The following is a 12,691-nucleotide window of genomic DNA, read 5'->3' as shown; positions in this document are numbered from 1 at the left end:
CACGTTAAAAATTTAAACTCAGGTAAGGTACGCCTTGCCTGAGTTTCATAATTACAACCAGTTATATGCAAAGAAAACATTTACTTACTACCCTATGTGCTATGATGTGCTTGGCATTACAAACCAGTGCACAAACCACAACCCGGTTACCTGTAGCGCGGGCAAAGTACAATTTCAATCCTGATTGGAAACTATATCCGGGCGATACCACCGGCGCCGAAAAGCCGGACTTTAATGATGCCGGCTGGAAAAACGTAACACTACCGCATGCCTTTAATGAGGATGATGCATTCAAAAAAGACATTCATGATTTAACGGTGGGAATTAGCTGGTACCGAAAAAAGTTTCAGGTGCCGCAGGGTAGCGCTGGTAAAAAGCTGTTTTTAGAGTTTGAAGGTATACGCCAGGCAGGTGAGTTCTTCCTGAACGGTAAGCCGCTGGGTTTACACGAAAACGGCATTATGGCCTTCGGGTTTGACATTACCAACAAGGTGAACCCAACCGGCGACAATGAAATTGCAGTACGTGTTGATAACCGCTGGGACTACCGCGAAAAATCAACCAATAGCACCTTTCAGTGGAACAACGCTAATTTTTACGCCAACTACGGCGGCATCAACAAAAATGTAAACCTGTACGTAACCGATAGGCTTTACCAAACGCTGCCGCTTTATTCGTCTTTTAAAACTACCGGAACTTATATATACCCGCACAATTTTGATGTAGCTGCCCGTAAAGCTGTTGTTACTACCGAAACGCAGGTTAAAAACGAGTACGAAGCACCTAAAAACGTAGAGCTTGAGGTAATAGTTGCCGATAGAGACGGTAAGATAATTAAGACAGCTGCCGGCGCTAAAGCAACAATAGCACCAGGCCAAATACAAATACTGAAAGCCGATATTCCGCTTACCAATCTAAATTTCTGGAGTTGGGGGTACGGTTATTTATATGATGTATACACTGTGCTTAAGGTGGATGGTGCTGTAGTAGATGTGGTGAAAACGCAAACCGGTTTTCGTAAGACCGAGTTTGGCAACGGCATGGTTAAACTGAATGACCGGGTTATCCAGATGCATGGTTATGCACAACGGAGCACCAATGAGTGGCCCGCGCTGGGCACCGATGTGCCTGCCTGGATAAGCGATTACAGTAACGGGATGATGGTAGAAAGCAACGGCAATCTGGTACGCTGGATGCACGTAACTCCATCAAAACAAGATGTAGAATCATGTGATCGCGTTGGCCTTATACAAGCCATGCCAGCAGGGGATGCCGAGGGAGACCCTAAAGACCGCCGGTGGGAGCATCGCCTGGAGGTGATGCGCGATGCCATGGTTTATAACCGCAATAATCCCAGCATTGTATTTTATGAGTCGGGTAATAAAGGTATTACCGAAGAGCACATGAAAGATATGAAAGCCATACGTGATGAGTTTGATCCGCATGGCGGTCGTGCCTCCGGTTCGCGCGAGATGCTGGATAGCAAAGTAGCCGAGTATGGTGGCGAGATGCTTTACATTAACAAAAGCGCTAAAATGCCTTTCTGGGCTATGGAGTATTCGCGTGATGAAGCGCTGCGTAAATACTGGGATGAGTATTCGCCGCCCTTCCATAAAAACGGTGACGGACCAAAATATAAGCAGGAAAGCGGCTTTAATTATAATCGTAATCAAGACTCGCACGCTGTAGAAAATGCAGTACGTTGGTATGATTACTGGCGCGAGCGTCCGGGCACGGGCAAGCGCGTAAGCTCGGGTGGCGTAAATATTGTCTTTTCTGATTCTAATACGCATTTCCGTGGTACGGAAAATTACCGCCGCAGCGGCGAGGTAGACGCCTTGCGTATCCCTAAAGATGGGTTTTATACCCATAAAGTAGTTTGGGACGGCTGGGTTGATCCTAATAAAAACGGCATCCATTTAGTAGGCCATTGGAACTATAAATCAGGCATAAAAAAAGATGTTTATGTGATTTCTACAGGCGACAAGGTTCAGCTATTACTCAATGGCAAATCATTAGGCTATGGCACGCAGTCGAACCAATTTGTATTTACCTTTAAAAACATAGCCTGGCAGCCAGGCCAATTAAAAGCCATTAGCTTTGATAAAACCGGCAAAAAACTGAATGAAGAAACGCTAACAACAGCTGGTGACCCTGTGGCGGTAAGGCTTACACCTCACACCAGCCCAACTGGCTTAATGGCCGATGGGGCAGACCTCGCTTTAGTAGACGTTGAAGTGGTAGATGCCAAGGGACAACGCTGCCCAACTGCTTTAAATATGATCAACTTCACCCTCAATGGCCCGGCAGAATGGCGTGGAGGCTTGGCTCAAGGACCCGGAAATTATATTTTAGTTAAAACCCTGCCGGTAGAGTGTGGCGTAAACAGGGTGATTCTGCGCTCGTTACCACAAGCAGGTGCAATAACCCTGCAGGCTAGCGCCGATGGTTTAAAAAGTGCTAACATAAACCTAACGTCAAAGCCTGTACAAGTAAATAATGGTTTAACTGCCTATTTTTCGGCTAGTGCATTAAAGGGAAGCCTTAAACGCGGACCAACGCCACAAGGGCCATCTTATACCTTAAGCCGCAAGGCTATCGATATTGCCAGCGTTACGGCAGGATCTAACAATGAGAAAGCTAACGGCAGTTATGACGACAATGAAATAACCAGCTGGGCCAGTGATGGTCAATTGCAAAACGGCTGGATCAAATACACTTTTGCAAAGCCTGAGCGGGTAGATGAGGTAACTTTGAAGCTGGATAACTGGCGTAACCGCCGTTATCCAATCCGTATAAAAGTTGATGGCAAAGTAGTGTATTCGGGCGAAACAACGCAAAGCCTTGGCTATGTAACCCTGCCGGTAAAATCAACCCAGGGCAGCACTTTAACAGTTGAACTGGCAGGTGCAAACACGGATAAAGACGGCTTTGGACTGGTAGAGGTAACCGGTAAAAAGGATGCCGCTGGCGCAGTAATTCCGGATAAAAAAGCCATATTAGGCATTAACGAAATTGAGATCTATCATAAATTATAATTATGTTAAAAAGTAAAATAGGCTATTCAGTAATAGCAGGACTGCTGCTGGTGGCCCCTTTTAAAGGCTTACATGCGCAAAAGCTGCCTGCTAAAACCAAGATTGTAAGTGATATGGCACTGGCCAATGAATACTTCATGAAAAAATGGCCCGATCCGGCTACGCCCACAAACGTGAACCGGGTACGTACCAGCAACCTTTGGACGCGTGCCGTTTACTATGAAGGCCTGATGGCTTTGCATAAAATAGACCCGAAGAAAAAATATTACCAATATGCGCTTGATTGGGGCAACCACCACAAATGGGAGCCACGCGACGGACTGAACACGCGCAATGCTGATAACCAGTGCTGTGGCCAAACTTACATTGAGATGTATCAGCTGGATAAAAATCCGGCTTATATTGAACCCATTAAAAAGAACATTGATTTAATGCTTACCAGCGATAAGGTTGACGACTGGCATTGGATTGATGCGCTGCAAATGGCCATGCCCATTTTTGCTAAACTGGGCGCTATTTATAACGATAATCGGTATTACGAAAAAATGTACGATATCTATAACTACTCCAAAACAGTACATGGTGGCAAAGGTTTATATAACCCGCAAGAGCGTCTATGGTGGCGCGATAAAGACTTTGTGCCGCCGTACAAGGAGCCTAATGGTGCCAACTGTTACTGGTCGCGCGGTAATGGCTGGGTATTAGCTGCCATGGTACGTGTGCTGGAAGTGATGCCTAAAAATGCACCTCACCGCCAGGAATATCTAAACATGTATAAAGACATGATAGAAGCACTGGTACCCCTTCAGCGTCAGGATGGTTACTGGAACGTTAGCTTAATGGATCCAACCAATTATGGTGGTAAAGAGCTAACCGGTACGGCATTATTTGCTTACGGAATGGCCTGGGGGGTTAATAACGGTATCTTAAAAAAGAAAAAATATGAGCCCATTGTAACCAAGGCCTGGAATGCCATGATTAAGGATTGCCTTCACCCTGATGGTATGCTGGGCTTTGTACAAGGCACCGGTAAAGAACCAAAAGATGGTCAACCTGTAAATTATGATCATATCCCCGATTTTGAGGATTATGGTTTGGGCTGCTTTTTATTGGCCGGTAGTGAAGTATACCGATTGAGCAAGTAATGAAAGCGTTATATAAGTTACTGTTTTTAGCAAGTAGTTCCATGATCTGCCTGCCTGCAACTATCCTGAAAGCGCAAACTGTTAAAGGTTTGGTAAAGGATGGTAGCGAGTACGTGTTTAAAGCCAGGGGCGAAAGTATCCGTTTGCAGTTTTGCTCGCCAACCATGTTCAGGGTGCGCATGAGCCACAATGGCAAATTTGAGCCTGATGAGTTTTTGATGCAGGAGAGCTACAGCTGGCCTAATGTAGCTGTTAAAGCAACTGCTACTAAAACCGGTGTACAGCTGGCAACAGCTAATATCAGGGTATTAGTAAATTCTTCGCCATTTAAGGTAAGCGTTTATAATTTGACGGGCAAACTGCTCTCAGCCGATCAGGACGGCGCCTGGCAAAAAGGCGAGTCGGCCGGCTGTACTAAGCAACTGCAGGCCGATGAGCACTTCTTCGGCTTTGGCGAGCGTATGGACTTTATTGACCAGCGCAACAAAAAGCTTAATTTAAATGTAGGTCGGGGTAAAAGTATTAACGGTAACCACCTGGTTGGTGCTTATAATATTAATGAGGCTAACTATTCGCCCATTCCGTTTTTTATGAGCACCCGTGGGTATGGTGTCTTTTTACACACACCTAACGCCACCACCTGGGATATGGGCAGCCAAAACGGCGATCAATACAGCTTTGCGAGCAAAGGCGGACAGCTAGATTACTACTTTATGTATGGTCCCGATTTTCCGAGTATTTTAAAATCCTATATTTCTATTACGGGCAAAGCGCCTATGTTGCCCAAATTTGCTTTCGGCTTGCATATGGGTACGTACAGTGGCGGCACATGGGGGCATGAGGAACAAACATCTGATGCTTATGTAATTGCCCTGGCACGTAAAATGCGTGAGATGGGCATTCCGGTTGATATTTTATTTTTGGATTCAACGTGGCGTATTTTTGGCAAGGTGGGTGGTAAAGGCGCTACTTCTTTTGAGTGGCGCGAAACCTTCAAAAACCCCAAAGCCATGTTTGATACCTTATATGGTCTCAATTACAAAGTTGTGGGGCTGCACTTGCGCCCACGGTTTGATAACGGTAAAACTTATGACCTTCTCGACCAAGCCCGTGCCAAAGGATACACTTACCCTGAAAACGGTAAGCCGGGCGAGTTCGTTAATTTTTTTGACCAGAAAGCCACCGATTGGTGGTGGAACAATGGTGTTATGCGGGTTGCATCCATAGGTGCTAAAATGCTAAAGACTGATGAAGGTAGCGCCTTTGGTCACCTGGCAAATGAAAGTGACAAAGTTGGGCCAACCGGTAAAGAGATTGAGAAGCTGCATAATGTGTTTCCTATTGCTTATGCGAAAGCACCTTATCTGAAGTTTCAGGAGCTTAATGGTTTTAGAGGTGTTAACCAAACCCGCGAAGGTTATGCAGGTATACAACGTTACCCATACATTTTTGCCGGCGACTGGCCAAGCGAATGGCAATACTTTGCACCGGTTATTAAAGCAGGTTTAAATGTTGGTTTATCTGGCGTGGGCTACTGGTCGCACTGTATGGGCGGTTTTGAGCATGCGGCCGACCCTGAGTTGTATATCCGCTGGGTGCAGTTTGGTATGTTTAGTCCGGTGGCTATGGTGTTTGGTATGGATCATCCGGGTTATAAAGAACCCTGGAACTATGGAGCCGAAGGTTTGGCTAACTTTAAAAAGTATGACCAGCTGCGCTACCGTTTAACACCTTACATCTATAGCAGTGCACATAATCAGTATGAAACAGGCATGCCTTTAATGCGCGCCTTGGTGTTAAATTATCAAAGCGACCCTAATGTGTATGATATTGGCGACCAGTACCTGTTTGGCAACAATATGATGGTTTGCCCTGTTACGGTTAAAGGTGCCCAAACCCGCACCGTTTATTTGCCCGAGGGTAATTGGGTAGATTACTGGACCGGGCAGACTTATACCGGCAAGCAATACATTCATGTAGTAACACCGCTTGATAAGTTGCCGTTGTACGTGAAAGCGGGTAGCATTATCCCTATGCAGCCTGAAATGAATTACATGGATGCAAAAGCTACCGATGTGATTACGCTGGATATATTCCCATCAGCCGCATCGAGCTTTGATTTGTATGAGGATGACGGACTAAGCCTAAAATATAAGCAAGGTGATTATAGCCAAACGCATATCAGCAGCGCCTTAACAGCAAGTGGATATACTTTGACGGTTAATAAGCCGCAAGGTAAGTTTATTCCTGGCAGCCATGCTTATGTAGCCAAAATACGTTGGGATACAGCCGCGCCTAACAGCGTGACCGAGAACGGACAGGCAATTAAACAAGCCGGCGATGCTGATGCATTGCAAAATGCATCGGGCTGGTATTATGATAAAAATAGCAAAGTGCTATGGATTAAAACTATCCACAGTAACCGCGAAAATATTGCTTTACAAGTAAAGTAATACCTTAATTTGATTGGTTTAGCAAAAGGCCTGGGTATATGCTCGGGTCTTTTGTTTTATATTAAGATTGTGCTGGTTAAATTAAGCAACTCAAACTATAAGGGTACAACCAAAAAAGGGTTTTGCAACATACCACGTCAAAGTGTGCAATGGCGGGCAATTACTTCACTTCTTCAATCAGTTTCTTGTTAAACCATTTCTCGGGCAAAATTTCGAAGCCACTTACTTTATTCAACTTATACATTGGCTGCCCTGCATGTACCTGTGCTTTTACCTGGTTAAGGATAATGCCTTTCACATCGTTGAATATAAACGGCGGACGGGGTTCGGTAGTTAAATAACTTACCTCCACATTATTCAGCTTAATGTTTTTAGCGTGGCGGATAAAGAAACCGTAAGCGGGTAACACGCCAAATTTTTCGGGTTCAGGGTAAAGCTTTTCGTGTTCAGGTACCACTTGCTGTATTTTGCTGGTGGCCGAGTCAAGCGGACGGTAGTAAATGCGAATGTTGTTGAGTTGCACATCTTCAATATCATGCCCGGGTATGCCGGTTATAAGCGATGAAAAGTGTGAGTCGGCATTGTACACCATCAGGTTGCTGATGATTATCCGTTTTAAACTACCTACTGGTGTACCAGCGGGGCCGCGCATGCGGGCACCCAGGCGTAAAAATATAGGCGAGTTCACAACATCGCGCATAGTGATGTTAGTGATGGTAATATCTTCTAAACTGGCGCCATCAACCGTTTCGAGTGCCAGTCCGCGGCAAAACTGAAAGGTACAGTTGCTAATGGCAATGTTCTTAAAACCGCCGTTCGATTCGGTACCAAATTTAATGCGACCTGTAGGGCCCTCATGGTCGGGCACCAGGTGCGCTTCTTTACGCTGGTAGGTGCCATCGGCAAAAGTTCCGCGGTCAAACCCGCTTACGTTGCAGTTGGTGATCGTGATGTTTTCGCAGGCACGGTTGTAGCCTAAAGCGTAAGAACTTTTTAAGCAAATGCCATCATCCCAGGGAGAATTTACAGCGCAGTTGGCTATCCGTACGTTCTGGCAGCAGTCTATATCCATGCCGTCACGGTTAGTATCCATCATTACGTTATCAATAGTAAGGTGATCCACACCGGTGGCCAGCAAACCAAAGTGGCCACCGTACAATAAGGTAAAATCTTTCAGCATCACATTACGGCAAAGTTTCAGTGCAATGGCCTTGTTGCCCTGCCCTGCTTTAGGGAATGAGCTGCGGGTTAACCCTTTGCCGTATATTTTGCCAGGCCCAATAATGGAAATATCCTCCAGATTCTCACCCCAAATTAAGCTGTTATGCCAGTGGCTATGGCCAAAATCCTGGTAATTGCCGCCTGCTGGGTTCGGCTCCGGCTCATCATAACCGGTATCGGCCGCTATGAGCGTGCAGCCTTGCTCCAAACGTAAAGTGATCTTACTTTCGAGGTGTATAGAAATGCTTAGGTAATTACCTGCCGGAAAATATACTGTGCCACCACCCGCTGCCGAGGCCGCATCAATGGCTTGGTTAATAGCTTTCGTATCCAGTGTTTGCCCATCGCCTCTTGCACCATATGTACGTACGTTGTACCATGTTGCTTGAGCAAAAAGGGTAGAGGTTATGAATATCAGTATAAAAAATAAAGCTGTTTTTTTCATAAGTCGATATGGTTTGAACTGGAATTCTACTTCACCGGTTTAACTCCTTCACTCGTCATAATCACCCGTTTTATAGTCCCGTCCTTATTGTAGTATAAGTAATCGATACAAACCGAACGGTGAAAACCGCCTGCATCAGCAGCTAGAGCACCATTATGGTAGATGAAATAATCTTTGCCTTTGAAGTTAATAATGGCCTGGTGGTTGGTGTTGGAGTTTCCGGCTATCTCATTAATAATGCCTTTGTACTGCCAGGGGCCGGTAATACTGCGGCTCATAGCATAGGCTATCTTTTCTGGAAACTCATACGCGTATGAAAGGTAATACCAACCATTGCGCTTATGTATCCAGGGAGCCTCGGTAAAATGCGGCAAGCCTGTAAACGTTTGTATAGGGCCATCAAGCTCCGTCATGTTGCTTTTGAGTTTCGCGTAATAGCAGGCTGTGTTACCCCAAATGAGATAGGCTTGTCCATCATCGTCTATAAAAACAGTGGGATCAATATCATCCCAGCTAATTTTGGTTTGGCCGGTAGTCATGTCGTTAGTAACAAGCGCCGAGCCCCGGGCATCCTTAAAAGGCCCCGTAGGGCTGTCAGAAACAGCCACACCTATGGCTTTGCCATGTATGGTATTGTGTGTAATAGCAACATACCAGTAAAATTTACCGTTACGCTCAATTACCTGGCTAGCCCACGCATCGTCTTTAGCCCAGGCAAAATCGCTTGCTTTAAGCGGACTGGCGTGCTCGGTCCAGTTAACCATATCGGTTGATGAAAAGCATAGCCAGTCGTGCATCACATAGCGGGCCTGCTTTTCGGGCGCAACGTCGTGGCCGGTGTACAAGTAAACCTTCTCCTTATAAACCATAGCGCCCGGGTCGGCCGTATATTTATGTTTGATGATGGGGTTGCCATTTGACTTGATAAGGGTATCGGTGGGTGTTACAAATTGCCGGCTTGCCTGGTTGCTTAAAAACGCAGGTAAGCCAAGCCATAAGGCAACTTTAACAATAGACAAAGAAAAGTAACTCATCATGCAAAATAGGTAGTTTTGTAATTGGTAGCTTACCAGGCGAAAAATTAAATTGGCAACGCTAACCTATATATCCATTTTTAACTAACCATCCTGTGGCATCATGCCGCAGTTGTTATTAATCAAATGCTAAGATATTACATAAGTTTGCTTACAAAAACATGATGGTTCAGGATAGATGAAAGTAGCCGAGTGAGTACATTGAGCCCCAAAACCAGTTAAAAACCATAATAATACAATAATGCCGTTTTTAGCCCGCAAAAAGGCTTTGTGCTGTAACTCAAAAATGTCTGAATTACTGCATAATTGCTGGCCGTGCTTTGGCTAAAAAAGTATAATGAAACCACAACCAATGCGGATGTGATTTTAATCATTGTTGAATGATAATTAGCCTATGATGATCAACACTTACTTTGTTTCCTTTTCGCGATTAAAACTTGTCTTTGCTTTGCTGTTGGGTATTTTAAGCATCCGTACGCAGGCGGCTGCTCCGGCACCGGGCACCCGGCAAATCAAATATCTTTCGGGTAAAGATAACCGCACTAATGTACAATGGGATTTTTATTGCACCGGTGGACGCAAAAGCGGTTACTGGACCAAAATTGCCGTGCCGTCCTGCTGGGAGCAACAAGGCTTTGGCAGTTACAATTATGGCCGCGATTATAAAACCTACGGCAAAAACTTCCGCTTTGCCGATGAGCAGGGTATCTATAAGCTCAATTTTCAGGTGCCGCAGGCTTGGGCTAATATGGATGTGTACCTGGTTTTTGAGGGTTCGATGACCGATACCGAAGTTAAAATCAATGGCAAGGCAGCCGGCGAAAAACATCAGGGCGCTTTTTATGAGTTTAAATATAACATCAGCAACAAACTGAAATTTGGCAGCAGCAATTTGCTGGAAGCCAGAGTAAGTAAAATGTCGGCCGATGCATCGGTAAACAATGCGGAGCGTTTGGCCGATTACTGGATTTTTGGCGGCATCTTTCGCCCCGTTTACCTGGCTGCTTATCCTAAACAGCACATAGCACAAGTAGCAGTAGATGCCAAAGCGAACGGCGATTTTAAAATGCAGGTTTACCCCGAGCACTTAAAGCAAGCCCTACAGGTGGTTGCCCAGATAACCGATTTAAAAGGCAAACTGGTAAAAAGCATTACTGCCAATGTAAAAGCAACAGATACGGTGGTAAATATAGCAACCCGTGTAAATAATCCCTTGTTGTGGACATCAGAAACGCCTAACCTGTACAAGGTAAACGTAGCGCTTAAATCGGGTGGTAGTGTTATTCATCAAACTACTGAGAAATTTGGTTTCCGTACTATTGAGATACGCAAGGGTGATGGCATTTACCTCAACGGAGTCAACATTAAAATGAAGGGTATTAACCGCCATAGTTGGTGGCCCGAAACAGGCAGGACCCTGAACGACGATATACAGCTGATGGACGTGAAGCTGATGAAGGAAATGAACATGAACGCCGTACGCATGTCGCATTACCCGCCCGATAAGAAGTTCCTGGAGATATGTGACTCTTTAGGTTTATATGTGCTGGATGAACTGGCCGGCTGGCAAAAGTATTACAGCACGGCCGCTGGTAAAAAGTTGGTAAAAGAAATGGTGCTGCGCGATTTGAACCACCCGTCTATCATATTTTGGGATAACGGTAATGAGGGTGGTACTAACAAAGAGCTCGATCAGTACTTTACACAATACGATTTTTCGAAACGCCCGGTTATACACCCGCATCACCGCCCGGGCAATGCTTACAATGGCATTGATTGTAACCACTACGAAGATTACTACAGCACCAAAAACATATTGGCCGACACCAACATTTATATGCCTACTGAGTTTTTGCATGCACAGGATGATGGTGGCGCTGCTACCAGCATGTCTGATTTCTGGGACCTGCACTGGAAATCGAAACGCTCGGGCGGTGGTTTCATCTGGGCCCTGGTTGATGAAGGCATCGTGCGTACAGACCAAAACGGCATCATCGACGTAAATGGTGTAAACGCGCCCGATGGTGTGCTTGGGCCGCACCGTGAAAAGGAAGGCAGCTTTTTTGCCCTGCGTGAGATATTCTCACCGGTGCATATCACCATGAAAACGCTTCCTGCCAATTTTAATGGCAGTATACCGGTAGAGAACCGATTCCATTTCACTAATCTTAATCAGTGTACCTACAGTTGGGAATTAATTGATTATCGTAAGCCTAATGAAAATGATGGTGGTTATATAACACGCAAAAAAGGTACGTTAAATGGTCCTTCAGTTGCACCGGTAGCTGCAGGTGAACTGCAGGTGCCCCTGCCCGCGGATTGGAAAAGCTATGATGCGCTAACGCTTTCGGCTTATGACCCGTTCAAAAACCTGGTTTACCGCTGGGTTTGGAAAAATAACAATGACCGCCTGCTGAACAGCGTTATGACCTTAACCGGTAAAAACCCGGTTGCAGTAACCGAAACAGATTCAACTCTGCAACTCAAATCGGGCGCCATCGCTTTGACCTTTAATACACGCAACGGTCAGATCCGGTCGCTTACGGGTAACAGCGGCGATCCATTAAACTTTGGCGGCGGCCCGGCGCTGGTAAGCGGCACTGCCACTTTTAAAGACATTAAACACCGTCAGGAAGCCGATGGCGAACTGGTAGAGGTGAGCTACACCGGCGACTTAAAATACGCCCGCTGGAAAATGTTTAACAGCGGCTGGGTAAGTCTCGATTATGAGTACAATTTGCCACAAGGCGATTACCCTTATGCCGGCATTACCTTTAATTATCCTGAAAATTACGTGTTGGGGGCCAAATGGCTGGGTAAAGGCCCATACCGCGTTTGGAAAAATCGTTTACAAGGGGTGGCCGATGATGTGTGGATCAATGCCTATAATAACACCCAAACCGGCAGTGCTCCCTGGATATTCCCTGAGTTTAAAGGCTACTTTGCCGATATAACCTGGATGGAATTAAATACCGTACAAGGCAAGTTTTTAATAGCAGCCAAAGAACCGAATTTATATGTGCGTTTGTTTGATTTTTATGGATTGTCGGGCATAAAACCGGCTCCTGCTTTGCCGTCAGGTAATTTGTCTTTTTTAGATGCTATACCGCCCATGGGTACAAAGCTGGCTTTGGGTGTGGATATGAACACCCCTAAATTAGGCCCCAACGGCGAGCTTAACCATCTAAACGGCACTGCCAAGCGCACCTTATATTTTTACTTTGGTTTGTTGGAGCAAGCGGGCAAGGGCCAGCAAAATTTTACCAGACCGGTTAAAGATGAACTGTTTGATACTACGCCTTCGCCAGCTCCCGCTAAAAGCGGAAAAGGACAATAATGAAAAAATAATCATTTC

General features: G+C 45.5%; 6 protein-coding genes. 4 read left to right on the top strand and 2 right to left on the bottom strand.

Annotated features, from left to right (window positions below; translation table 11 throughout):
• Positions 1–65 precede the first annotated feature (65 nt).
• Genes ABDD94_RS20460 through ABDD94_RS20450 form a run of 3 tightly spaced genes read left to right on the top strand, consistent with a single transcriptional unit; the run spans position 66 to position 6,636 of the window.
• Positions 66–3,038 carry a sugar-binding domain-containing protein gene (locus tag ABDD94_RS20460; protein ID WP_345953784.1) on the top strand — a complete coding sequence of 991 codons (2,973 nt, stop codon included), beginning with the start codon at positions 66–68 and terminating at the stop codon, positions 3,036–3,038.
• A gap of 2 nt (positions 3,039–3,040) precedes the next feature.
• Positions 3,041–4,183, top strand: coding sequence for a glycoside hydrolase family 88 protein (locus tag ABDD94_RS20455; protein ID WP_345950245.1), 1,143 nt, complete (start codon positions 3,041–3,043; stop codon positions 4,181–4,183).
• Positions 4,183–6,636 carry a TIM-barrel domain-containing protein gene (locus ABDD94_RS20450; RefSeq protein ID WP_345953783.1) on the top strand — a complete coding sequence of 818 codons (2,454 nt, stop codon included), beginning with the start codon at positions 4,183–4,185 and terminating at the stop codon, positions 6,634–6,636. Before ABDD94_RS20455 ends, ABDD94_RS20450 begins: the two co-directional genes overlap by 1 nt.
• Before the next feature lie 160 nt (positions 6,637–6,796).
• Here the strand turns inward: ABDD94_RS20450 and ABDD94_RS20445 are convergent, their stop codons facing one another.
• Both ABDD94_RS20445 and ABDD94_RS20440 read right to left on the bottom strand, forming a co-directional pair.
• Positions 6,797–8,302 carry a glycoside hydrolase family 28 protein gene (locus ABDD94_RS20445; RefSeq protein WP_345953782.1) on the bottom strand — a complete coding sequence of 502 codons (1,506 nt, stop codon included), beginning with the start codon at positions 8,300–8,302 and terminating at the stop codon, positions 6,797–6,799.
• Positions 8,303–8,328: 26 nt separating this feature from the next.
• The gene (locus ABDD94_RS20440) at positions 8,329–9,339 is read right to left on the bottom strand and encodes a glycoside hydrolase family 43 protein (RefSeq protein WP_345953781.1); all 1,011 of its coding nucleotides are present in this window, start codon (positions 9,337–9,339) and stop codon (positions 8,329–8,331) included.
• 391 nt (positions 9,340–9,730) lie between these two features.
• On the opposite strand from ABDD94_RS20440, the gene ABDD94_RS20435 reads away from it, so the two are divergent.
• Entirely contained in the window at positions 9,731–12,673 is a 2,943-nt protein-coding gene (locus ABDD94_RS20435) for a glycoside hydrolase family 2 TIM barrel-domain containing protein (RefSeq protein WP_345953780.1), read from the top strand.
• The last annotated feature ends 18 nt before the right edge of the window (positions 12,674–12,691 follow it).

This window comes from Mucilaginibacter sp. PAMB04168, from assembly GCF_039634365.2.
Classification (GTDB): Bacteria; Bacteroidota; Bacteroidia; order Sphingobacteriales; family Sphingobacteriaceae; genus Mucilaginibacter.
This window is presented reverse-complemented; position numbering and strand designations above follow the sequence as displayed.

Bases quoted from the DNA above. Each gene is read 5' to 3' on its own strand.
- ABDD94_RS20460 (WP_345953784.1), top strand. From the start codon at position 66: ATGCAAAGAAAACATTTACTTACTACCCTATGTGCTATGATGTGCTTG.
- ABDD94_RS20455 (WP_345950245.1), top strand. From the start codon at position 3,041: ATGTTAAAAAGTAAAATAGGCTATTCAGTAATAGCAGGACTGCTGCTG.
- ABDD94_RS20450 (WP_345953783.1), top strand. From the start codon at position 4,183: ATGAAAGCGTTATATAAGTTACTGTTTTTAGCAAGTAGTTCCATGATC.
- ABDD94_RS20445 (WP_345953782.1), bottom strand. From the start codon at position 8,302: ATGAAAAAAACAGCTTTATTTTTTATACTGATATTCATAACCTCTACC.
- ABDD94_RS20440 (WP_345953781.1), bottom strand. From the start codon at position 9,339: ATGATGAGTTACTTTTCTTTGTCTATTGTTAAAGTTGCCTTATGGCTT.
- ABDD94_RS20435 (WP_345953780.1), top strand. From the start codon at position 9,731: ATGATGATCAACACTTACTTTGTTTCCTTTTCGCGATTAAAACTTGTC.